Here is a 21,806-nt window from a genome sequence, read left to right on the forward strand (position 1 = left end):
GTTGCGCTGACCGCGTTGGGACTGACCGGTCAGCGCAACATAAACGACATCGCCGACAGACAATTCAGCGTGCGCACGGCATGCTCGACGGATCGCGTCGTGAATCGCAGCGTGACGCTATCCACTCGCTCCAAAGAAGGCATTTGCGCGAACAGATCAGCAAGCGCAGTAGTTTGCACGCGCAGTTCGATATCGACAGGCTGAGGCGCGACGCGTTGTGCGACGGCCAGCCCTTCAAATCTGGCCACAACATCGCGCGCCGCTTCACGAATCGCAGCACACGCACGTTCCGGCGTCTGCGTCACGCCACTTCCATAACCCGTCGCCTGCTTCGTGACGACGAACGTCGCATCGGGAAACTGCGGCTTCGTTTCTTCCGCGAACACATCGTCGCCGGATAGCAGTGTGATTCGCGCGCCATACTCACGCGCCAACGCGCCATACAAACCCGCCTCTCCCACATCGCGCCCGTTCATCGTCACGCGCGTGAACGCGAAGCTGTTGATCGTATGCGCAAGAATGCCCTGCGATTGCGCCATCGCGTGATAGCCGATCATGAACACAAGTTGCGGCGCGTATTCGAGCCCAGCCATCATGCCGAGTGTGCGCGGCTTGCCCAAGATCACGTTAGCGCGCGCATCGAGCATGTCGGGCAGCAGATTGCGAAAGCCGCCGTGCGAGTCGTTGACCCACACGTCCGTGGCGCCGCCCGCGAACGCGCCTTCGATTGCCGCGTTCGCTTCGAGCGTCATCCATCGACGCGCGCGTTCATACTCGCCGTTGCCCGCGCGCGTCTGCTCGGGATTCACGACACCCGCGACGCCTTCGATATCCACAGAAATCAGTACTTTCATGGCGTGCGCCGTTTCAACAGTTGTTCGAGATCGGGTACGGCGTCGTGCAGCGAAAGACGCGTGTGCGCGTCGCGGCCAACGACCGTAGTAGCGGACCACAACCCATCGACGATCGCCTGTTCGACGCTATCCGCGCATGCCTGAAACAGCGGATCGAGACGCGCGTCGTTGAGCAGTGGCGGCGTGGCGACGAAGTCGCTGTCATGCGGCACTGTCCACGCCGTAGAAAACGCGAGCGCGATGTCGCCGCTGCCATGGCCATACACCGAGCCTGTGCGCGCAAGACCTGCGGCAGCGCGCATCGACAGACGCTTGAGTTGACGCGCATCGAGCGGCGCATCGGTGGCGACGATCATGATGATCGAGCCTTGTTCCGGCTTCGCTTTCGCCGCGTCGCGTCGTTGCGCGAGTTCGCGTCCGAGTGGCACGCCGTCGATGGTCAGCATCGGCAGACGCCCGAAGTTTGCGAGCACGAGCGCGCCGACCGTGAACGCCTCGCCCGCCACGTTCACGACGCGCGATGCCGAACCGATCCCGCCTTTCAGATCGAAGCTCGACATCCCGCGACCCGCGCCGACCGACCCGCGTTCGAAAGTCGAAGCGGCCGCATCGAACGCTTGCTGGTAATGCGAAGGCTCAACGGCAAGCGCCTGAATATCGTTCAGGTAACCATCATTGCATTCGAACACGAGTGGATTCACGGTCGACCACTCGCGCCCGATCTGCGGATTGCTCGCGATCGCCGCACGAATCTGCGCCTGCGCAACAGCCGCGACGCCGAACGTATTGGTCAGCGCAATCGGCGTTTCGAGCACGCCGAGTTCTTCCACTTGCACGAGTCCGATGCTTTTGCCGAACCCGTTGATCACGCTCGCCGCAGCAGGCACCTTCTGACGATAAGGATCATGAAAGTGCGGACGTATCACCGTGACGCCCGTTTGCACCGCGCCGCTATCGAGCGTGCAGTGCCCGACAGTCACGCCGCCAACATCCGCAATCGTGCCCAAATCGCCCGCAGGCAACACGCCGACATGCGGCATCGACACAACGCTCATGGCCGGTCCAGCTTCGGATCGAGCGCGTCGCGCAAACCATCGCCGAGCAGATTGAACGCGAGCACCGTCAGGAAGATCGCGAGACTCGGAAAGAGCGCGATATGCGGCGCCGTCACCATGTCGGCGCGCGCTTCGTTGAGCATCGCGCCCCACTCGGGCGTCGGCGGCTGCGCGCCGAGTCCGAGGAACGACAGGCTCGCGGCCGTGATGATCGACGTGCCGATGCGCATCGTCAGATACACAATGACCGACGAAATCGTGCCCGGCAGAATGTGCCGCATGATGATCGTCCAGTCCGACGCGCCGATGCTGCGCGCCGCTTCGATATACGTCAGCTGCTTGAGCATCAGCGTATTGCCGCGCACGAGCCGCGCGAACGCGGGAATGCTGAACACGGCGACGGCCGCGATCACGTTGATCATGCCGTTGCCGAGAATCGCGACGATGCCGATGGCGAGCAGAATGCCGGGGAACGCGAACAGCACGTCGGCGACGCGCATCGTGATGCGGTCCCACCAGCCTTCGTAATAGCCCGCGAGCAATCCGAACAGCGTGCCGATGATCGCGCCGATCGCCACGGAGAAAAAGCCCGCCGCCAGCGAAATGCGCGTGCCCGCGACGATGCGGCTGAAGATATCGCGGCCCAATGAATCGACGCCGAACCAGTGCGCGGCCGACGGCCCCGCGTTCAACGCATCGTAGTCGAAATAGTTTTCCGGATCGAACGGAACGATGTGCGGACCCGCAATCGATACGACGATGAGCAGCAGCACGAACACGCCCGCCGCGAGGGCGACGTGCTGCTTGCGGAATTTGCGCCAGAACTCGCTCCACGGCGTGCGGATCGCGCGTTCCTCGTGAGCGGACGAGACGGTGCGGGTGTTGTCGGCAGTCGTGCTCATGCAGGCCTCACTTGAAACGGATGGTCGGATTGATGACGGCATAGAGCACGTCGACGACCAGATTGATGACGATGAATTCCAGCGAGAACAGCAGCACTTCGGCCTGAATCACGGGATAGTCGCGCATCGCGACGGCGTCCACGAGCAGGCGTCCCATGCCCGGCCAGTTGAACACTACTTCGACGACGATCGAGCCGCCGAGCAGAAAACCGAACTGCAGGCCCATCATCGTGACGACGGGAATCATCGCGTTGCGCAGGCAGTGCTTGATGACGACCCATTGCTCGGCGACGCCCTTCGCACGCGCAGTGCGCACGAAATCTTCGTTCAGCACCTCGACGAACGACGCCCGCGTGAAGCGCGCCATCACGGCGGCGACGGCAGCGCCGAGCGTGATCGACGGCAACACGTAGCTGCGCCATGAACCATCGCCGACAATCGGCAACCAGCCGAGCTGCACGGAGAACACTTCCATCAGCAGCATGCCGAACGCGAACGCCGGAAACGAAATGCCCGACACGGCGAGCGTCATGCCGAGTCTGTCGGGCCATTTGTTGCGCCACACAGCCGACACGATGCCGATCGCCATGCCGAAGATCACGGCCCACACCATGCTGACGAGCGTCAGCAGCAGCGTCGGCATGAAGCGCTCGCCGATCTCCGCGGAGACAGGGCGCTTGCTGCGCGTCGAGACACCGAAGTCGCCATGCGCGATGCGCACGAAGAAATTGACGAACTGCTGCGGCATCGGTTTGTCGAGACCGAGATCGGCGCGCACCAGGGCGACGGTGGCATCGTCGGCTTCGGGGCCGGCGGCGAGCCGCGCGGGATCGCCGGGCAGCATGTGCACGAAAAGGAACACGAGGCCGGCGACGATGACGAGTGTCGGCAGCAGGCCCAGCAGACGTTTGACGAGAAAATTCAGCATGAGAGCGATCCGCTATCGAAAAACATGTGCGGCATGAAGCAAACGCGCTGGCCCCAAAAAATACCAAACCATCAGCATTCAGATTGGAGCCAGCGCAACGCGCGCGATTACTTCAGCGCGATTTCATCGAAGTTGAACGAGCCGTCCGGCGCGACGAACGCACCCGAAAGCCGCTTGCTGCGCGCATACACGACCTTCTCCTTGACGAGGAAGATCCACGGCGCGTCGGCCCAGATGCGCTTTTGCGCATCGCCGTAGAGCGCGGCCTTTTGCGTGCGGTCGGTGGTTTCGAGCGCCTTCGACAGATCGCTGTCGACGGTATCGTTCTTGTAGTACGCGGTGTTCACGAGCTTCGGCGGGATCGACGACGACGCGAGCAGCGGCGTGATGCCCCAATCGGCTTCGCCCGTCGACGACGACCAGCCGATGTAGTACATGCGCACAGGCGCCGTCGCCGGATCTTGCGCGCTTTCCACCTTCGCGACGCGCTGGCCGGCTTCAAGCGCTTCGACGCTCGTCTTCACGCCGACTTGCGCCAGCTGCTGCTGCACGAACTGGATCGCCTTCTGCGCCGTCGAGTTGTTGTACGCCGACCAGAGCGTCGTTTCGAAGCCGTTCGGATAGCCCGCTTCCTTCAGCAGCGCGCGCGCCTTCGCCGGGTCGTACGGCCACGGGCCGAGTTTCGTCGCATAATCGACACCTTCGGGCAGCACGCCGTCGGCGGGCACCGCGTAACCAGAGAACGCGACCTTCGCGAGCGCTTCCTTGTTGATCGCGTAGTTCAGCGCTTCACGCACCTTCGGATTGTCGAACGGCTTCTTCGTCGTGTTCAGGCTGACGTAGCGGTTGATGATCGACGGCGTCGCGACGATGTCGACCTTCGGGCTCGATTGCAGCGCCGAAGCCTGCTCGAACGGAATGCGGAACGCGAAGTCGGCTTCGCCCGTGCGCATCAGCGCGGCGCGCGTGTTGTTGTCGACGACGGGCTTCCAGTCGATTTCGTCGATCTTCGGATAACCCTTCTTCCAGTAGCCATCGAACTTCTTGACAGTCAGATCGCCCGCCGGGTCCCACTTCACGAGTTCGAACGGACCCGTGCCGACGGGATGAAACGCGAGATCCTTGCCGTACTTCTTCATCGCGGCGGGCGAGATCATCACCGCCGACGGATGCGCGAGCACGTTGACGAACGCGGAGAACGGCGTCTTCAGCGTGACCTTCACCGTGTACGGATCGACCACTTCCGTCTTCTCGATACGGCTGAACATGTTGTAGCGCTTCAGCTTGTTCGCCGGATCCGTCACGCGGTCGAAGGTCGCTTTCACAGCGGCTGCATTGAAGTCGGTGCCGTCCTGGAACTTCACGCCCTGGCGCAGCTTGAACGTGTAGACGCGCGCGTCGGGGCTGGCTTCATAGCTCGTTGCGAGCACGTTGACGAGCTTCATGTCCTTGTCGAAGCCGAACAGGCCTTGATAGAACGACTTCGACACGGCTTGCGAGAGCGTGTCGTTCGCGTCGTACGGATCGAGCGTCGTGAACGTCGAGTCGACGGCCATCATGGCTGTCTGCGCCGCGTGGGCACCCGCCGACGCGAGCATCGCAAAGACCAGCGCGCCGCTCGTGACGAGCGAACGCAGGCGCAACGGTTGACACAAGAGAGGCATAGTCATCGTTTCAAAACTCCACTGAGCAAGAGAACTGCTTGTTGTCATGCCGCTGGTCTGCGCGGCTTCTGGTTGTGCTGCCTGACTGCTTTCCGCTGCGCGCCGCGCGCTCAATACGCGCCGCCAATCCGATGCGCGGCCACGAAATGATCCGGCCCGACGGCGACGAGCGGCGCGACGACGGGCTCATCGTCGAGCGAGCGGATCGGGCTCGGCAGTTCGTCGGCGGCGAGCATGCGCTTCGCGTGGCGGCGCGCGGGATCGGCGACGGGCACCGCGCCCATCAGCTTCTTCGTGTACGGATGCTGCGGCGATTCGAACACCGCGCGACGAGGCCCGATCTCGACGATCTGCCCGAGATACATCACCGCAACGCGATGACTGATGCGCTCGACGACAGCCATGTCGTGCGAGATGAACAGATACGCGACGCCCAGTTCACGCTGCAAATCCAGCATCAGATTGACGATCTGCGCCTGCACGGAGACGTCGAGCGCCGACACGGATTCGTCCGCGATCACCACTTTCGGATTGAGCGCGAGTGCGCGTGCAATCGCGATCCGCTGACGCTGACCGCCGGAGAATTCATGCGGATAGCGGCGCGCGGCATCGGCGGGCAGGCCGACCTTGTCGAGCAGCCACGCGACGCGCGCCTGCGCTTCCTTGCCGCTCGCGACGTTGTGCACGAGCAGCGGCTCCATGATCGAAAAGCCCACCGTCAGACGCGGATTGAGCGACGCAAACGGGTCCTGGAAAATGAACTGGATATCGCGGCGCAGTGCCTGCAACGAAGGACCGCTGAGCGAACTGATGTCCTTGCCGTCGAATTCGATGCTGCCGCTCTGGCTTTCGACGAGACGCAGCAACGAGCGCCCGGTCGTCGATTTGCCGCAACCGGATTCGCCGACGAGCGCGAGCGTTTCGCCCGCATGCAGATCGAAGCTGACGCGCTCGACAGCGTGCACGCGGCCCGTGAGCTTGCTGAACAAACCGCTGCGAACGGGGAAGCGCGTGACGAGATCGCGCACGCGGAGAACGGGTTGTGCTGCTTGAGTTTGCGTCTGCGCTTGTGCTTCGGGAGCCGCTTTAGCCTGTTCGCCATCAAGCGTGAGCAGCGAGAACTTCGCGGGCGCATCGGTGCCTTGCATCGAACCGAGTTTCGGCACGGCGGCAAGCAGCGCTTTCGTATAAGGATGCGCGGGCGCGGCGAACAGTTGTGCCGACTCGCCTTCTTCCACCTTGTCGCCGCGATACATCACGAGCACGCGATCCGCGACTTCGGCGACGACGCCCATATCGTGCGTGATGAAGATCACGCCCATGTTCATCTCATCCTGCAAGCCGCGGATCAGTTGCAGAATCTGCGCCTGAATCGTCACGTCGAGCGCGGTGGTCGGCTCGTCGGCGATCAGCAGCGAAGGCTTGCATGACAGCGCCATCGCGATCATCACGCGCTGACGCATGCCACCCGACAACTGATGCGGATAGCGCGCGGCCACGCGGCGCGCTTCGGGAATGCGCACGAGATCGAGCAGACGCAGCGTTTCCGCATGCGCTTCGCTGCGGCTCTTGTTCTGATGCAGCGCGATCGCTTCGCCGATCTGATCGCCGACCGTGAACACGGGATTCAGCGACGTCATCGGCTCCTGAAAGATCATCGCGATGTCCGCGCCGCGAACGGAACGCATCGTTGCTTGCGATGCTTGCACGAGATCGAGCACGCTGCCGTTGCGACGGCGAAACGCGATGCTGCCGTTCGCGATCTTTCCGCCGCCATGCTCGACGAGACGCATCAATGCGAGCGACGTCACCGACTTGCCCGAACCCGATTCGCCGACGATCGCGAGCGTCTCGCCGCGATCGACGGTGAGCGACAGGTCGCGCACCGCGTTGAACGTGGTCTCGCCGCGACGGAACGCGACCGTCATGCTGTCGATATCGACGACACGTTGCGGCGGCAGGTTATCGAGCGGGCGTGGCGTTTTCTGCGTGTTCGGCACTGTGATGTCTCTCGGCGTCTGTTGCAGGGGATGGCTTAGCGATAGATTGCTGTGAAAGGCGCTTCGCCGACGCGTGCATAGCCGCGGTACATGCCCTCGGTGTTGAAGGGCAGCACGACGTTGCCATGCGCGTCGACGGCGATCAGGCCACCGCGTCCGTCGATGCGCGGCAGGCGGTTCATCACGACATCGTTCGCTGCCTCTTCGAGCGACACGCCGCGATAGGACATCTGCGCGGCGACGTCGTACGCGGCGACCATGCGCATGAACATTTCGCCCGAGCCCGTGGTGGAGACGGCGCAGGTGGCGTCGTCGGCATAGCAGCCCGCACCGATCAACGGCGCATCGCCGACGCGCCCGATCTGCTTGTTCGTGATGCCGCCCGTCGACGTCGCGGCCGCGACGTGGCCGTACAGATCGACGGCCACTGCGCCGACCGTGCCGAACTTCTTGTTCGGATCGATGGGTTCATGCGGCAGCGTGTCGCCTGATTGAGCGGCGAGCGTCGCGCCGTCGTGATCGAGCATTGCGCGCTGCTGCTCGCGTGCGAGTTGCCACTGACGATGACGCGCGTCGGTATGGAAATACGACGGATCGACGAATTCGAGGCCCTGTTCCTGTGCGAACGCTTCGGCACCTTCGGCAGTGAACATCACGTGCTCGCTGTATTCGAGAACATGGCGCGCCGCGACGATCGGATTGCGCACGCGCTTCACGCACGACACGGCGCCCGCTCCGAGCGTGCGGCCGTCCATGATCGACGCATCGAGTTCGTGCGTGCCCGCCGACGTGAACACCGCGCCGTGCCCGGCGTTGAACAGCGGACAGTCTTCGAGCAGCCGCACGGCTTGCGTGACGGCATCGAGCGCACTGCCGCCGTCGGCGAGCACGCGCTGCGCGGCGACGAGCACCGCGCGCAATTCGGCGTGATAGCGGGCTTCCGCATCGGGGGCCATCGACGCGCGCACGATCGTGCCCGCGCCGCCGTGAATTGCGACTACCGCGTTGGTGTTCATTGCTTCTTCTTTGCGTGGTTGGAAGTGGGCCGCGTGACGGCCTTCGATTGGGCTGGCAGCGCTGCTGTATTGGTGAGCCACGGCAACACGAACTCGGTCATGTTGGCGGCGGCCTGCGCGGAACGCTTCGCGCGAAATGCGACGGCGTCGCACAGCGCTTCGATCACCGCGAGCACGGTCGCTTCCGATGTCGCGGCGAGACGGCGTTCCGCGCGAATGAAGAGCGAGCGCGTGGCGATTGCCGCGAGCGGTGACGCCGGGCTGTCCGTCAGCGCGAGGACGTCCGCGCCGAGACTGGCCGCGCGGCGCGCGAGTTCGATGGTGTCGTCGACATAGCGCGGGAACGCGATGGCGATCACGAGATCGCCCTTGCCCGCGTTGAAGAGGCGGCGCGCCGCGTGCGTCGGGCCGCCGATCAGCGCGAGCGACTGCACGTTGTCGTGATACGGCAGCAGGTTGTGCTCCATCAGGCTCGCGAGAAACGCACTCGCGCCGCAGCCGATGATGAACACGCGTCGCGCCGCGATGATCGCTTCGACGGCGACTTCGGCGGCCGTACCGTCGATGGCGGCGCGCGTCGTGCCGAGATTGGTGGCCGCCTGTTCAAGCGATGCGCTGAACAGTTCGTCGCCGTTCGTCTGCGATTCCTGCGCGGAGCGCAGACGTTCGACAGGCGCGAGCGTCGCTTCGAAACCGCGCACGAGCGCCTCGCGAAACGCCGGAAAGCCGTCGAAGCCGAGCGCGCGCGCGAAGCGGTTCGCCGTCGCGATGGACGCGCCGACGGCCGTCGCCAGTTCGTCGATGCGCATGGTCGCGGCGCGGAACTGGTTGGCCAGCACGAACTCGCCCATGCGCCGATGAACGGGCGTGAGGATCGGCATCGCGGCCGTGATGCGCGCGGCGATGGCGGGTTCGGCGGCGGATTGTTTGGGGCTGTGACGGGACATCGGTGTCGGAGTGATCTGTCGGGGCTGGCCCGGAATGAAAGTGAATTTACATGAAATTGGTCTTGTGAAAAAATATTTTCTTTCGGGATTGGGGTTTGTACGGGGCGAGGCGTGATGAAAGCGGGCTGCGAAGATCGAGCGGTACATGCAGTTCGCCGGATGCTCAGCCCCGCCAACCCTTCGCGCTATCATCTCTATCTTCGAGATGAAAACGACACAGCCGGACATGGCAAGAGAAAACACGACAGGAGTGGGACGCCGGGATGCGGGGCGCGCATCGGCCGACGAGGACAGCGCACGCAGCCCAGACATCGCTGATTCCGCCGATGAAGAATCCGGCGGCGGCTCGACCTATCTCGTCCCCGGGCTCGAGCGCGGCTTGCGCATCCTCGCCGAGTTTTCGGCGCGCGAACCCGTGCTCGGCGCGCCTGAACTGTCGAAGCGCATCGGCATTCCGCGCACGACGACTTTCCGTCTGCTGCAAACGCTCGAAGCGCTTGGCTTTCTCGAACGCGCCAACGGCGAGCGTCACTTTAGGCTCGGCGTCGCCGTGTTGCGGCTGGGCTTCGAATATCTGAGTTCGCTCGAACTGACCGACTTCGGCACGCCGATCCTCGAACGTTTGCGCGATCAGACTGGCCTGAGCACGCATCTGCTGATACGCGACGAGCGCGATGTCGTGTTCGTCGCGAAGGCGCAAACGCACGATCCGATGTTCAGCTCGGTGAAAGTGCACGTCGGCACGCGGCTGCCCGCGCATGCGACCGTGCATGGCCAGGTGCTGATGGGCGATCTATCGCTGATGCAGCTGCGTCAGCTTTATCCCGAGTCGCAACTCGAACGCTTCACCGACCGCACGCCCGCGACCGTCGATGAACTGTATGAACGCATCCGCGAAACGGCAACGCAGGGTTATGCGCTCAGCGAGGCATCGTTCGAGCGCGGTATTTCTGTGGTGAGCGCGCCCGTGCGGGACCAGACGGGCAAGATCGTCGCGGCGATGACGGCGACGGTGCCGCGTTCCGATATCGGCGACGACGAGCGCGCGCCGCTCGTCGCCAAGGTGTGCGGCGCGGCGCTGGATCTGTCGGCGCGGCTGAACTACAGACCATCGGCGGACGATCCGACTTTCATGAAGTCGCGCGCCTGAACGCGTCGCGGAACACATGCATCAAATGAAAACAGGCGGCCCTCGGGCCGCCTGTTTCTTTTCATCCGTGAGTTCAGAACGAGTGGTGAATGCCCGTCAGCACGATCGCCTGATTGCGTCCACTCGATACACCCGCCGTGAAGAACGCAGCGTTCGCGTTCTCGTTCGCGTGTTCGTAGAGCACATTCACATAGACCTGCGTGCTTTTCGACAGCGCATAGATGTCGCCGAGTTCGAACTGCGTCCAGCGGCGGCCCGAAAGCGTCGTCGTCGCGGCGCCGCCCGCAAGCGTGTTGGCCGGCGTGAACTGGTAGTTCGCGCCCGCGTCCCAGCTTTGATACGTATCCGAGAAGCCGTTCGATTGCAGCTTCACGCGCGTGTACAGACCGTGCACGAGCAGCTTGCCGAACTGGTACGACAGACCCGCGCCCATGTTCTCGACCTTGTCTGCGGAATAGGTCGCGGCGGGGATGCCCTGGAACGTGTTGATGCCCGTCGTGACGATCGACGGCGTGCGGTTGTGCTCGTTCGAATACACGGCAGCCGCCTTGAACGGACCATTCGCGTAGTTCACACCGAAGCTCAGCGTCTTGCCCGTCGAGAAGTTCGTCGTGTTGCCGAGGCCCATCATCGCGCCGACTGTGAAGCCCGCATACGTTGCCGACTTGAACTTCACCGAGTTGTCGAACGGCACGACGCCCGTGTCCGCGAGTTCGTCGATGTTGCCGGGGTGGAACGCATACCAGCTCGCCGCGAGATACGCGGTGCTGAGCGGGCCGAGCATGTCGAAGTTGAACGGCGTCTGATGGCCTAGCGTGATCTGCCCGAACTGATCCGAACTGATGCCGACGTACGCCTGCCGGTTGAACAGCGTGCCCGCCTTCGCGAAGTTGCCGGTGTTCGTATAGAAGCCGTTTTCAAGCTGGAAGATCGCGTGCAGACCGCCGCCCAGATCTTCGACGCCGCGCAGGCCCCAGCGGTCCGGCTGCATGTTGCCCTGTTCTTCCATCCACTTCGTATGGCCGCCGACGTTGCTCACGTACGCGATGCCGGCATCCAGACTGCCGTACAGCGTGACGCTGCTTTGCGCCCATGCCGTCGATGTCACCACAAGTCCTGCCACGCCGGCAGCGATGATGCGTTTCACCCTTGGTACTCCTGATCGTGTGGTCGATTGCCGGACACGCCGGTCGCTCTTCCCTTTGCCTGTCATCTCTTTGGATGGCCTTCCCGTCACCTGCGCTTTCGAGGCTATCCGCGCTTTGTTCCACTTATGGGCATATGTATCGCCTATGGAAAGTATAGAGAGTCAAATGGGCGAACAAAAAAGTTTTTGCGACGGTGAAAACCCTCATTTATCAGACGCCGTTCAGTGCCGTACGCGCGCGCACTTTATGCGCAGCAACCCTTTGTTTTGGCCCGTTTTACGGGCTTCGGACGTTGCAGAAATGCATCTGTCGGTGTTTTCCCTGGCGGCGCAGAATTTTTATTTTGTTCGTCCAAACAGGCTCCTATAATGACCATACATAAACTAACGTTCCTTAGATGGAACAACAGACGGTCAGGACAGGTCGGTAGGAGAAGGTGAGAAATGAGTGAACAGTGGCTTTGTGCCGGACACGCCGGTGCGCTTTCGGATGACTCGCCCGTCGAGTTCAAGCTCGACGACGGCAAAGAGATTGGCATCTACAAGGTGGGCGACGAGCTCTACGCCCTCGAAAACGTCTGCCCGCATGCCTATGCGCTGCTGACGCAAGGCTTTATCGACGGCGACACGGTCGAATGTCCGCTGCACGAAGCCGTGTTCCATATCCCGACGGGGAAATGCCTGAAAGAGCCGGGCGGCCGCGACCTGAAGACGTACGCCGTGCGCCTCGCGGGTGAAGAAATCCAGATCAAGGTGGAATGACATGAAAGAAGCTGTCGTGAACTTCAATCCCTTTCTGAAGCCGTGGCTCGCGCCGCAGCCGAACAACGTCGCGGGCAAGGGCGTGATCGAAAAGCCGGGCGAAACGGAAAACATGATCTGGCAGACGCGCAAGGCGGAGCCGACGCAATACGAGAACGACTTCGGCGATGCGCTGGAGAAGGTGTTCGAAGCAGGTGCAGCCGAGCTGCACGAAGTGGTGGCCGGGCTGAATCGTGTCGGCTTCCGCACGCCGGAAGGCGCGCAGTGGAGCGAGGAGCGTCTCGCCGCGGAACTGCGACTGCTCGCGGAATAAGCGCCGCGCGAACCCACGACCCAAGCGAACACGGAGTATCCCCATGACGTCCCTCAATACAACGAGCCCCGCAGCCGATCCCGTTCAGGCGTATCTCGATCGCGGCATCAAGAACTACTGGTATCCCGTCGCGCCCAGCTGGCAAGTCAGCAATGCGCCGATCGGCCTGACGCGCCTGAGCGAACAGATCGTGCTGTGGCGCGATCAGGAAGGCAAAGTCCACGCGCTCGAAGACCGCTGCCCGCATCGCGGCGCGCGTCTGTCGCTCGGCTGGAATCTCGGCAATCGCGTTGCGTGCTGGTATCACGGCATCGAAGTCGACGGCTCGGGCACCGTGCAAAGCGTGCCGGCCGTGTCGGCATGTCCGCTCGAAGGCCAGAAGTGCGTGAAGTCGTATCCCGTCGAAGAACATGCGGGCGCGATCTTCCTGTGGTTCGGCGACGACGCGCACAAAGAGCCGACGCCGCTCGCGCTGCCTGAAGAACTGGTTGGCGCCGAGTACTCGCAGTTCCTCTGCGTGTCGAACTGGAAGTGCAACTATCAGTACGCAATCGACAACGTGATGGACCCGATGCACGGCGCGTATCTGCACGCGACCTCGCACTCGATGGCCGAAGGCGACAAGCAGGCCGACATGCGTGTGCGTAAAACCGAAACTGGTCTCATGTTCGAAAAGGTCGGCCAGCGCGACGTGAATTTCGACTGGGTCGAACTCGGCGAAACGGGTTGCCTGTGGATGCGTCTCGCGATTCCGTACAAGAAGAAGTTCGGACCGGGCGGCAACTTCGGCATCATCGGCTTCGCGGTTCCCGTCGATAACGACAACTGCCAGGTCTACTTCTGGCGCACGCGCAAGGTGAGCGGCTGGCAGCGCGACGCATGGCGCTTCCTGTATCGCAACCGTCTCGAAGGTCTGCACTGGGCGGTGCTCGAGCAAGACCGCTATGTGCTCGAAAGCCTCGCGCCGAATGCGCGCGAACACGAATTCCTTTATCAGCACGACGTCGGCATGACGCGCGTGCGCCGCATGCTGCGTCAACGCGCGCAACAGCATTTCGCCGATCTCGACGCATTCAATGCGAAGCAGGCGGAAGCGGGTGCACAAGCATCGACGGGGCACGCTCATGCCTGAGGTCACGGTCTCCGGATTGAGCGGACGGCGTGTCGTCGTAACGGGCGGCGCGCGCGGACTCGGCGCGGCGTTTATCGAAGCGCTCGCAAACGCGCAGGCGCAAGTCGTATTCGGCGACGTGCTCGAAGCCGAAGGCCGCGCGCTCGCAGAGAAGCTCGGCGCGAATGTGCATTTCGTTCCGCTCGATCTCGCGAGTCCCGACAGTATTAATGCATTCGTCGCGCAAGCCGCACAAAAGATGGGTGGCATCGACGCGCTCATCAACAACGCGGCAATCACGAACTCAGGCGGACGCTTCGCGGAAGAACTCACGACGCAAACGTGGGACGCCGTGATGAACGTCAACGTGCGCGGCACCTGGTTGATGTGCACGGCAGCGCTGCCGCATCTGCGCGATTCGAAGCGTGGCGCAATCGTCAACATCGCGTCCGATACGGCGATGTGGGGCGCGCCGAAGCTGCTCGCGTACGTGGCGAGCAAGGGCGCGGTGATTTCGATGACGCGCTCGCTCGCACGCGAATTCGGCGCGCACGGCATCACAGTGAACGCGATTGCGCCAGGCCTCACGGAAGTGGAAGCCACCGCCTACGTGCCCGCCGAACGCCACGAGTACTACCTGAAAGGCCGCGCATTGACGCGCGCACAAGTGCCCGACGATGTGACGGGCCCCGTGCTGTTCCTGCTGACGGATGCCGCGCGCTTCGTGACGGGCCAGTTGCTGCCCGTGAACGGCGGCTTCGCGATGAATTGACCTTGCTGCAACCAGCAAACCACATGGAGAAAACAATGGCCGACGCCGATCTCGAACGCAAATCGTGGGACCAACCTGCGGAAGCAAGTTTCGAACAATGGCTGGACTCGCGTGTCGCGCGCTTCGAAACGCGCCGCTATGACTGGGACGCACTGAAGTTCCAGGCCGACTACGACCCGAAGTATCGCCGCGCGCAGATGCGTTACGTCGGCACGGGCGGCACGGGTGTCGCGAAGGACATGAACACGGTGCCCGCAGGCGGCTTCACGTTCTCGACGATGGTGATTCCCGCCGGCAACATCGGCCCGAGCCACATTCATACCGACGTCGAAGAGATCTTCTTCGTGCTGCGCGGCAAGATGAAAGTGATCTGCGAGCGCGACGGCGAAACGTGGGAAGCCGTACTCGGCGAACGCGATCTGATTTCGGTGCCGCCGGGCGTGTATCGCACGGAAATCAACGTCGGTGAAGAAGACGCGCTGATGTGCGTGATGCTCGGTTCGCCGAAGCCGATCACGCCGACATATCCGCCCGATTCGCCGCTCGCGAAGATCAAGCGCGATCTCGCGAAGTAACGTTATTCAAAGCGTCATCACTCACGAAGTCACGCACATGTCCGCTTTATTGCCCTTCACCGAAGATCGAAACGCCACGCTGGAAATGCGCCTCTCGCAGTTCCCGGCAAAGCGGATCGCGATTGCGCCGCAACGCGTGATCGGTTATCGCGAAGCGGGTCAGGCTGACGATACGTTGCCGCTCGTGTTGCTGCACGGCATCGGATCGGGCGAGGCTTCGTGGGTGCAACAGCTTGAAGCGTTGAGCGCGACGCGTCGCGTGTTCGCGTGGGACGCGCCGGGTTATGGCGAATCGACTTGCGTTGAATCGTCGTCGCCACAAGCGAATGTATACGCGAATGCGCTCGGCAAATGGCTCGACGCGCTCGGCATCGAACGTTGCGTGCTGGTTGGGCATTCGCTCGGCGCGATCATCGCGGGTTCGTTTGCTGCGTCGCATGCGCAACGCGTTGCAGGTCTGTTGTTGTTGTCGCCGGCAGCGGGATACGGCGCGGCATCCGAAGAAGTACGCGCGTCGAAACGCGACAGCCGTCTTGCGATGCTCGCCGACCTCGGTCCGCAAGGACTCGCCGATCAACGCAGCGCAAACATGCTGTCGCTGCATGCCGACGAAGCATCGCGCGATTGGGTCCGCTGGAACATGTCGCGCATCGTGCCGCAAGGTTATGCGCAAGCGACGCATCTGCTCGCCAACGCGGACCTCGCAAGCGATGTCGCGAAGTTCGAAGGCCGCATCGCCGTCGCGGTCGGCGCGGAAGACACGATCACGCCGCCTTCATCGTGCGAACGCATTGCGCAAGCGGCGCGCACGCGTCTGCAGATCATTCCGCGCGCAGGTCACGCGGGTTACATCGAGGCGAGCACCGAATACACCGCGCTCATCGACGCCTTCTGCCGCACGTGCGACGGCCAATGGAGTAAAGCATGACCCCCGAAATGACGGGCACTGCACCTGAAGCAGAAGAGGACCGCAACGACGTGAGTTATCGCGTGCCCGGCCTCGAACGCGGCCTGCGCATCCTCACGGAGTTTTCGCCGCGCGAGCCCGTACTCGGCGCGCCCGAGTTGTCGAAGCGTCTCGGCATTCCGCGCACGACGGTGTTCCGTCTGTTGCAGACGCTCGAATCGCTCGGTTTTCTGGAGCGCGCGGATCGAGACCGCAACTATCGGCTGGGCGTTGCGGTTCTGCGGCTCGGTTTCGAATATCTCAGTTCGCTCGAACTCACCGACCTCGGCCTGCCGCTGATCGAAGCACTGCGCAATGCGACGGGTTTGACGACGCACATCGTGATTCGCGACGGACGCGACGTGGTGTTCGTCGCGAAGGCGCAAAGCCATGCACCCGTGTTCAGCTCGGTGAAGGTGAACGTCGGTACGCGTTTGCCCGCGCACGCGACGACGCACGGTCATGTGCTGATGGGCGACCTGTCGCTCGCGGAACTGCGCGCGCTGTATCCGGAGACGACGCTGGAGCGCTTCACGAAGCACACGCCCGCGACTGTCGACGAACTGTATGAACGCGTGAAGGACGATGCCGTGCGCGGTTTCGCGATCAGCGAATCGTCCTTTGAAAACGGCATTTCCGTGATTTCCGCGCCCGTGCGCAACGACACGGGCCGCATTGCCGCCGTCATCACGACGACGATCCCGCGCGGACACATCGATGCATCTCTTCTCGACAGCGGTTTGATCGACAAGGTGCGCGGCGCGGCCGAGCAACTGTCGCTGCGGCTCAATTACCGGCCGTCGGCGGAAAGCAGATACATGAAGGCATTGGGGCTCTGATGATCCAGATCGATTTGACAGGACAGGTTGCAGTGGTGACGGGCGGATCGTCCGGCATCGGCCTCGCGACTGCCGAACTCTTCTTGCGCGCGGGCGCATCGGTGGCGATCTGCGGACGCGATACCGATCGTCTCGCGAGCGCCGAAGCATCGCTGCGCAAGCAGTTTCCGCAAGCGCAGTTGCTCGCGGCGCGCTGCAACGTGCTTGATGCGCAAGAAGTCGAGTCATTCGCGAACGAAGTCAAAGCGCGCTTCGGCCGTGCTGACATGCTCGTGAACAACGCAGGCCAGGGCCGCGTGTCCACTTTCGCCGATACGACCGACGAAGCCTGGCGCGAAGAACTCGACCTCAAGTACTTCAGCGTGATCCGTCCGACGCGCGCCTTTCTGCCGATGCTTACGCAAGCCGCGCAGCAAGGCAACGGCTCGATCGTCTGCGTGAATTCGCTGCTCGCCTTGCAGCCCGAACCGCACATGGTCGCGACGTCGTCGGCGCGCGCAGGCGTGCAGAACCTGATCAAGTCGCTGGCCGTCGAACTCGCGCCGCAACGCATTCGTGTGAACTCGATTCTGATCGGCATCGTCGAGTCGGGCCAATGGCGCCGCCGTTATCAGACGCAGGCGCAGCCGGGTCAAAGCTGGGAAGACTGGACCAGCGAACTCGCGCGCACGAAGCACATTCCGCTCGGCCGTTTCGGCCGTCCCGAAGAGGCCGCGCAAGCGCTCTTTTATCTCGCTACACCCCTGTCGTCGTACACGACGGGAAGCCATATCGATGTTTCCGGAGGCGTTGCACGTCATGTCTAACAAAACCACCGTCGGCGAACTGATCGCCGCTTTCCTCGAACAGTGCGGCGTCAAGACTGCATTCGGCGTGATCTCGATTCACAACATGCCGATCCTCGACGCCATCAACACGCGCGGCAACATTCGCTATGTCGGCGCGCGCGGTGAAGCAGGCGCGCTGAACATGGCCGATGGACTCGCGCGCGTGTCGGGCGGCCTCGGCGTTGCGTTCACGAGCACGGGCACGGCTGCGGGCAACGCAGCGGGCGCGATGGTCGAAGCGCTGACGGCAGGCACGGCGCTCGTGCACATCACGGGCCAGATCGAAACGACGTATCTGGATCAGGACCTCGCGTACATCCACGAAGCGCCGGATCAGTTGACGATGCTCTCGTCGATCTCGAAGGCTGCATATCGTGTGCGTTCCGTCGAAACCGCATTGGCGACAGTGCGCGAAGCCGTGCGCGTCGCGTTCACGGCGCCGAGCGGTCCCGTCAGCGTCGAGATTCCAATCGACATTCAGGCCGCAGAAGTGGAATGGCCCGCCGACATGAGCGCGCCGCACATCAACACGCTCACGCATGACATCAAGCGCGTCGAACAACTCGCCGATGAACTCGCGAAAGCGAAGCGTCCGTTGCTGTGGCTCGGCGGCGGCACGCGTCACGCGCGTGCGCAGGTCGAGCGTCTGGTGAAGCTCGGCTTCGGCGTCGTGACGAGCGTGCAGGGCCGCGGCGTGCTGCCCGAAGATCATCCCGCGACGCTCGGTGCATTCAACGTGCAGCCGACCGTCGAAAATTTCTACAAGACCTGCGACGCATTGCTCGTGGTCGGCTCGCGTCTGCGCGGCAACGAGACGCTCAAGTACAAGCTCGCGCTGCCGCAACCGCTGTTCCGCGTCGATGCCGATGCACTCGCCGACAATCGCGGCTATCGCAACGACCTCTTCGTTCATGGCGATGCCGCCGCCGTGCTCGATCAACTTGCGACACTGCTCGAAGGCCGCATGAAGATCGACCCTGCGTTTGCAGGCGATCTCGCGGCGACGCGCGAAGTGGCCGTCGCTGAAACCGGCAAGGGTCTCGGCGTGTACAAGCGTCTCGTCGACGTGCTGCAACACGCAGTGGGCCGCGACTATAACTGGGTGCGCGACGTCACGATCTCGAACAGCACGTGGGGCAACCGCATGCTGAAGATTTTCCAGCCGCGCGCGGGCGTGCATGCGCTCGGCGGCGGCATCGGCCAGGGCATTCAGATGGCGATCGGCGCGGCGCTTGCGGATGCGGCGTCGAAGACGGTGTGCCTCGTCGGCGATGGCGGCTTGATGGTCAACGTCGGCGAACTGGTGACGGCGGTGCAGGAAAACGCGAACGTAATGATCGTGCTGATGAACGATCAATGCTACGGCGTGATCCGCAACATTCAGGACGCGCACTACGGCGGCCGCCGCTGCTACGTGCAACTGCATCAACCCGATTTCGCACAGTTCTGCGCGAGCTTCGGCCTCACGCACTATCGCATCACGTCGCTCGATCAGGCGGATGAAATCGTCCGCGAAGGCATGGCGAAGACGGGACCTGTGATGGTCGAAGTGGACATGCTGTCGGTCGGTCAGTTCGCTACTGCATTTGCAGGCCCGCCCGTGCGCAAGCAGGAGCCGGAACATGCCTAACGCAGCGTATGCCGCGAACGGAGCAACCATGAACCACACGCCCATCGACATTGCGATGATCGGCTTCGGTGCGATCGGTCAGACGGTGTATCGCGCGGTCGCTGCCGATCCGCAAGTACACGTGTCGCATGTGATCGTGCCCGAGCATCAGGCCGATGCCGTGCGCGAGCAGGTTGGTCCGAACGTGGATGTCGTGTGGTCGGTCGATGCGCTGAAGTCGCGTCCGCAGTTCGCGCTCGAATGCGCGGGACACGGCGCGCTCGTGAGCCACGTCGTGCCTTTGCTGAAGGCGGGTACGGACTGCGCGGTGGCGTCGATCGGCGCGCTGTCGGATCTCTCGCTGCTCGACGCGTTGAACGCAGCCGCCGATGAAGGTCACGCGACCGTGACGCTGCTATCGGGCGCGATTGGCGGCATCGATGCGCTCGCGGCTGCGAAGCTCGGCGGTCTCGACGAAGTGCAATACATCGGACGCAAGCCGCCGACGGGCTGGCTCGGCTCGCCCGCCGAACAGGTCTGCGATCTGCACACGCTGACGGAAGCGCGCGTGATCTTCGAAGGCAGCGCGCGCGAAGCGGCGCGTCTCTATCCGAAGAACGCGAATGTCGCGGCAACGGTTGCACTCGCGGGTCTCGGCCTCGATCAGACGACGGTGCGTTTGATCGCCGATCCCGCCGTGACGCGCAACGTGCATCGCATCGTCGCGCGCGGCGCATTCGGCGAGATGTCGCTGGAGATGAGCGGCAAGCCGCTGCCCGACAACCCGAAGACTTCGGCGTTGACCGCGTACAGCGCGATCCGCGCGCTGCGCAATCGCGCGGCCCGCTGCGTGATCTGAAGTGAATTGAAGCGAAGGAAGTACGACATGCCTCATACCGACATCATTTCGTCTCTCGTGCCGACCGCCGATATTTTCGTCGGCGGCAAATGGAAGCGTGGCCGCGGCGCGCTGTACGGGAGCGTCTATCCCGCCGACGGCTCGGTGAACGCCGAGATCACGACGGCCGATGCCGACGACGCGCGCGAAGCCGTCGAAGCCGCTGACGCCGCGTGGCGCAAGCCGAACTGGTCCGGTCTGAAGCCGCATCAGCGCGCGCTGATCCTGTACCGCATCGCCGATCTGATCATGGCGAAGCACGAAGCGCTCGCGCAACTGCAACGTCGCGACAACGGCAAGCCGATCAACGAAACGCGCGTGCTCGTGGCGAGCGCGGCGAACACGTTCCGCTATTTCGCGGCGTGCCTCGAAACGCTCGACGAAGACGTCACGCCTTCGCGCGGCGACTATCTGACGATGAGCGTGCATGAGCCGATCGGTGTGATCGCGGCCATTACGCCGTGGAATTCGCCGATCGCATCGGATGCGCAGAAGCTCGCTCCCGCATTGGCGGCGGGCAATGCCGTCGTGCTGAAGCCCGCCGAAGTGACGCCACTCGCGTCGCTCGCGCTGGCTCGCATCTGCGAGGAAGCAGGCGTGCCGAAGGGCGTGTTGAGCGTGCTGCCCGGCAAGGGTTCGGTGATCGGCGACGTGCTGGTGCGTCATCCGCTCGTAAAGAAAGTGTCGTTCACGGGCGGCACGGAAGTCGGGCGCGGCATCGCACGTATTGCAGCGGACAAGTTGATGCCCGTGTCGCTCGAACTCGGCGGCAAGTCGCCGACGATGGTTTTCGATGACGCCGATCTCGATCACGCAGTAAATGGCGTGCTGTACGGCATTTTCAGCTCGTCGGGCGAGGCGTGTATCGCGGGTTCGCGTCTGTTCGTGCAGCGCTCGATTTATCCCGAGTTCATGAAGCGGCTGGCGGAGAAGGCGCGTCAGTTGCGCGTCGGCGATCCGTCGAGTGAGAACACGCAGATGGGTCCGCTGATCACCGCGAAGCATCGTGAATCAGTCGAGCGTTATGTCGCGCTCGGTCTCGAAGAAGGCGGACGCCTGCTGTGCGGCGGCGAACGCCCTGTCGGCAACGACCGCGAACAAGGCTTCTTCTATCAGCCGACGATTCTCGAAGGCCTCACGAACAGCGCGCGCATCTGCCAGGAAGAAATCTTCGGGCCGGTGCTGGTCGCGATGCCGTTCGACGACGAAGCGTCGCTGATCAAGGAAGCGAACGACAGCGTATTCGGTCTCGCCGCCGGCATCTGGACGCGCGACTACAAGCGCGCATGGCGCGTCGCGCGTGCGCTCGAAGCAGGCACGATCTGGATCAACACGTACAAGCTGTTTTCGATTTCGACGCCGTTCTCCGGCTGGAAGGAAAGCGGCATGGGCCGCGAAAAAGGCCGCGTCGGCATTCGTGAGTACATGCAGCAAAAGAGCCTCTACTGGGGCTTGAACGACGCCCCGCTCGCGTGGGCGAACTGAAGAGGC

The 21,806-nt window shown here is 63.1% G+C and carries 22 protein-coding genes; 13 read left to right on the forward strand and 9 right to left on the reverse strand.

Annotated features, from left to right (window positions below; translation table 11 throughout):
- Positions 1 to 29: 29 nt before the first annotated feature.
- The 8 genes from QEN71_RS16840 to QEN71_RS16875 form a co-directional block, all read right to left on the reverse strand.
- Entirely contained in the window at positions 30 to 854 is an 825-nt protein-coding gene (locus QEN71_RS16840) for a M55 family metallopeptidase (RefSeq protein WP_201648382.1), read from the reverse strand.
- Complete coding sequence (locus QEN71_RS16845) at positions 851 to 1,909, reverse strand: DmpA family aminopeptidase (protein ID WP_201648381.1); 1,059 nt, start codon at positions 1,907 to 1,909, stop codon at positions 851 to 853. The genes QEN71_RS16840 and QEN71_RS16845 overlap by 4 nt, the downstream gene beginning before the upstream one ends.
- Complete coding sequence (gene gsiD / locus QEN71_RS16850) at positions 1,906 to 2,811, reverse strand: glutathione ABC transporter permease GsiD (protein ID WP_201648380.1); 906 nt, start codon at positions 2,809 to 2,811, stop codon at positions 1,906 to 1,908. The genes QEN71_RS16845 and gsiD overlap by 4 nt, the downstream gene beginning before the upstream one ends.
- A gap of 7 nt (positions 2,812 to 2,818) precedes the next feature.
- The gene (gene gsiC / locus QEN71_RS16855) at positions 2,819 to 3,739 is read right to left on the reverse strand and encodes a glutathione ABC transporter permease GsiC (RefSeq protein ID WP_201648379.1); all 921 of its coding nucleotides are present in this window, start codon (positions 3,737 to 3,739) and stop codon (positions 2,819 to 2,821) included.
- 107 nt (positions 3,740 to 3,846) lie between these two features.
- Positions 3,847 to 5,409, reverse strand: a complete 1,563-nt coding sequence (gene gsiB, locus QEN71_RS16860; protein ID WP_201648378.1) for a glutathione ABC transporter substrate-binding protein GsiB — start codon at positions 5,407 to 5,409, stop codon at positions 3,847 to 3,849.
- A 104-nt stretch (positions 5,410 to 5,513) separates the two neighbouring features.
- Positions 5,514 to 7,403, reverse strand: coding sequence for a dipeptide ABC transporter ATP-binding protein (locus QEN71_RS16865; protein WP_201648377.1), 1,890 nt, complete (start codon positions 7,401 to 7,403; stop codon positions 5,514 to 5,516).
- 35 nt (positions 7,404 to 7,438) lie between these two features.
- Positions 7,439 to 8,419 carry an isoaspartyl peptidase/L-asparaginase family protein gene (locus QEN71_RS16870; RefSeq protein ID WP_201648376.1) on the reverse strand — a complete coding sequence of 327 codons (981 nt, stop codon included), beginning with the start codon at positions 8,417 to 8,419 and terminating at the stop codon, positions 7,439 to 7,441.
- On the reverse strand, positions 8,416 to 9,366 hold the full coding sequence (locus QEN71_RS16875) for a MurR/RpiR family transcriptional regulator (protein ID WP_201648374.1): 951 nt from the start codon (positions 9,364 to 9,366) through the stop codon (positions 8,416 to 8,418). Before QEN71_RS16875 ends, QEN71_RS16870 begins: the two co-directional genes overlap by 4 nt.
- 226 nt (positions 9,367 to 9,592) lie before the next feature.
- On the opposite strand from QEN71_RS16875, the gene QEN71_RS16880 reads away from it, so the two are divergent.
- Positions 9,593 to 10,516: an IclR family transcriptional regulator gene (locus tag QEN71_RS16880; protein ID WP_201648372.1), complete on the forward strand. Its 924-nt coding sequence runs from the start codon at positions 9,593 to 9,595 to the stop codon at positions 10,514 to 10,516.
- A 73-nt stretch (positions 10,517 to 10,589) separates the two neighbouring features.
- Here the strand turns inward: QEN71_RS16880 and QEN71_RS16885 are convergent, their stop codons facing one another.
- Complete coding sequence (locus QEN71_RS16885) at positions 10,590 to 11,663, reverse strand: porin (RefSeq protein WP_201648370.1); 1,074 nt, start codon at positions 11,661 to 11,663, stop codon at positions 10,590 to 10,592.
- On the opposite strand from QEN71_RS16885, the gene QEN71_RS16890 reads away from it, so the two are divergent.
- The 12 genes from QEN71_RS16890 (at position 11,650) to QEN71_RS16945 (ending at position 21,800) form a co-directional block, all read left to right on the forward strand.
- On the forward strand, positions 11,650 to 12,033 hold the full coding sequence (locus QEN71_RS16890) for a hypothetical protein (protein ID WP_201648368.1): 384 nt from the start codon (positions 11,650 to 11,652) through the stop codon (positions 12,031 to 12,033). The two genes, QEN71_RS16885 and QEN71_RS16890, sit on opposite strands and share 14 nt — an antisense overlap.
- A 74-nt stretch (positions 12,034 to 12,107) precedes the next feature.
- Positions 12,108 to 12,425, forward strand: a complete 318-nt coding sequence (locus tag QEN71_RS16895; protein WP_201648366.1) for a non-heme iron oxygenase ferredoxin subunit — start codon at positions 12,108 to 12,110, stop codon at positions 12,423 to 12,425.
- Between the two features lies 1 nt (position 12,426).
- Positions 12,427 to 12,738, forward strand: a complete 312-nt coding sequence (locus tag QEN71_RS16900; RefSeq protein WP_201648364.1) for a recombinase-like helix-turn-helix domain-containing protein — start codon at positions 12,427 to 12,429, stop codon at positions 12,736 to 12,738.
- Positions 12,739 to 12,781: 43 nt separating this feature from the next.
- Complete coding sequence (locus QEN71_RS16905) at positions 12,782 to 13,870, forward strand: aromatic ring-hydroxylating oxygenase subunit alpha (RefSeq protein WP_201648362.1); 1,089 nt, start codon at positions 12,782 to 12,784, stop codon at positions 13,868 to 13,870.
- Positions 13,863 to 14,621: an SDR family oxidoreductase gene (locus tag QEN71_RS16910; RefSeq protein WP_201648360.1), complete on the forward strand. Its 759-nt coding sequence runs from the start codon at positions 13,863 to 13,865 to the stop codon at positions 14,619 to 14,621. The genes QEN71_RS16905 and QEN71_RS16910 overlap by 8 nt, the downstream gene beginning before the upstream one ends.
- 35 nt (positions 14,622 to 14,656) lie before the next feature.
- Positions 14,657 to 15,196: a cupin domain-containing protein gene (locus QEN71_RS16915; protein ID WP_201648358.1), complete on the forward strand. Its 540-nt coding sequence runs from the start codon at positions 14,657 to 14,659 to the stop codon at positions 15,194 to 15,196.
- Between the two features lie 37 nt (positions 15,197 to 15,233).
- The gene (locus tag QEN71_RS16920) at positions 15,234 to 16,124 is read left to right on the forward strand and encodes an alpha/beta fold hydrolase (protein ID WP_201648356.1); all 891 of its coding nucleotides are present in this window, start codon (positions 15,234 to 15,236) and stop codon (positions 16,122 to 16,124) included.
- Positions 16,121 to 16,981, forward strand: coding sequence for an IclR family transcriptional regulator (locus QEN71_RS16925; protein ID WP_201648354.1), 861 nt, complete (start codon positions 16,121 to 16,123; stop codon positions 16,979 to 16,981). The genes QEN71_RS16920 and QEN71_RS16925 overlap by 4 nt, the downstream gene beginning before the upstream one ends.
- On the forward strand, positions 16,981 to 17,787 hold the full coding sequence (locus QEN71_RS16930) for an SDR family oxidoreductase (protein WP_201648352.1): 807 nt from the start codon (positions 16,981 to 16,983) through the stop codon (positions 17,785 to 17,787). Before QEN71_RS16925 ends, QEN71_RS16930 begins: the two co-directional genes overlap by 1 nt.
- A complete protein-coding gene (locus QEN71_RS16935; RefSeq protein WP_201648350.1) occupies positions 17,780 to 19,438 on the forward strand; it encodes a thiamine pyrophosphate-binding protein in 1,659 nt (552 codons plus the stop codon). The genes QEN71_RS16930 and QEN71_RS16935 overlap by 8 nt, the downstream gene beginning before the upstream one ends.
- Positions 19,431 to 20,276 carry an aspartate dehydrogenase gene (locus QEN71_RS16940; protein WP_377790177.1) on the forward strand — a complete coding sequence of 282 codons (846 nt, stop codon included), beginning with the start codon at positions 19,431 to 19,433 and terminating at the stop codon, positions 20,274 to 20,276. The genes QEN71_RS16935 and QEN71_RS16940 overlap by 8 nt, the downstream gene beginning before the upstream one ends.
- Positions 20,277 to 20,303: 27 nt before the next feature.
- Complete coding sequence (locus tag QEN71_RS16945) at positions 20,304 to 21,800, forward strand: aldehyde dehydrogenase (RefSeq protein WP_201648347.1); 1,497 nt, start codon at positions 20,304 to 20,306, stop codon at positions 21,798 to 21,800.
- Positions 21,801 to 21,806: the final 6 nt, after the last annotated feature.

It is taken from the genome of Paraburkholderia sabiae, from assembly GCF_030412785.1.
Classification (GTDB): Bacteria; Pseudomonadota; Gammaproteobacteria; order Burkholderiales; family Burkholderiaceae; genus Paraburkholderia; species Paraburkholderia sabiae.

Bases quoted from the DNA above. Each gene is read 5' to 3' on its own strand.
- QEN71_RS16840 (WP_201648382.1), bottom strand. From the start codon at position 854: ATGAAAGTACTGATTTCTGTGGATATCGAAGGCGTCGCGGGTGTCGTG.
- QEN71_RS16845 (WP_201648381.1), bottom strand. From the start codon at position 1,909: ATGAGCGTTGTGTCGATGCCGCATGTCGGCGTGTTGCCTGCGGGCGAT.
- gsiD (WP_201648380.1), bottom strand. From the start codon at position 2,811: ATGAGCACGACTGCCGACAACACCCGCACCGTCTCGTCCGCTCACGAG.
- gsiC (WP_201648379.1), bottom strand. From the start codon at position 3,739: ATGCTGAATTTTCTCGTCAAACGTCTGCTGGGCCTGCTGCCGACACTC.
- gsiB (WP_201648378.1), bottom strand. From the start codon at position 5,409: ATGACTATGCCTCTCTTGTGTCAACCGTTGCGCCTGCGTTCGCTCGTC.
- QEN71_RS16870 (WP_201648376.1), bottom strand. From the start codon at position 8,419: ATGAACACCAACGCGGTAGTCGCAATTCACGGCGGCGCGGGCACGATC.
- QEN71_RS16875 (WP_201648374.1), bottom strand. From the start codon at position 9,366: ATGTCCCGTCACAGCCCCAAACAATCCGCCGCCGAACCCGCCATCGCC.
- QEN71_RS16880 (WP_201648372.1), top strand. From the start codon at position 9,593: ATGGCAAGAGAAAACACGACAGGAGTGGGACGCCGGGATGCGGGGCGC.
- QEN71_RS16890 (WP_201648368.1), top strand. From the start codon at position 11,650: ATGATGCGTTTCACCCTTGGTACTCCTGATCGTGTGGTCGATTGCCGG.
- QEN71_RS16895 (WP_201648366.1), top strand. From the start codon at position 12,108: ATGAGTGAACAGTGGCTTTGTGCCGGACACGCCGGTGCGCTTTCGGAT.
- QEN71_RS16900 (WP_201648364.1), top strand. From the start codon at position 12,427: ATGAAAGAAGCTGTCGTGAACTTCAATCCCTTTCTGAAGCCGTGGCTC.
- QEN71_RS16905 (WP_201648362.1), top strand. From the start codon at position 12,782: ATGACGTCCCTCAATACAACGAGCCCCGCAGCCGATCCCGTTCAGGCG.
- QEN71_RS16910 (WP_201648360.1), top strand. From the start codon at position 13,863: ATGCCTGAGGTCACGGTCTCCGGATTGAGCGGACGGCGTGTCGTCGTA.
- QEN71_RS16915 (WP_201648358.1), top strand. From the start codon at position 14,657: ATGGCCGACGCCGATCTCGAACGCAAATCGTGGGACCAACCTGCGGAA.
- QEN71_RS16920 (WP_201648356.1), top strand. From the start codon at position 15,234: ATGTCCGCTTTATTGCCCTTCACCGAAGATCGAAACGCCACGCTGGAA.
- QEN71_RS16925 (WP_201648354.1), top strand. From the start codon at position 16,121: ATGACCCCCGAAATGACGGGCACTGCACCTGAAGCAGAAGAGGACCGC.
- QEN71_RS16930 (WP_201648352.1), top strand. From the start codon at position 16,981: ATGATCCAGATCGATTTGACAGGACAGGTTGCAGTGGTGACGGGCGGA.
- QEN71_RS16935 (WP_201648350.1), top strand. From the start codon at position 17,780: ATGTCTAACAAAACCACCGTCGGCGAACTGATCGCCGCTTTCCTCGAA.
- QEN71_RS16940 (WP_377790177.1), top strand. From the start codon at position 19,431: ATGCCTAACGCAGCGTATGCCGCGAACGGAGCAACCATGAACCACACG.
- QEN71_RS16945 (WP_201648347.1), top strand. From the start codon at position 20,304: ATGCCTCATACCGACATCATTTCGTCTCTCGTGCCGACCGCCGATATT.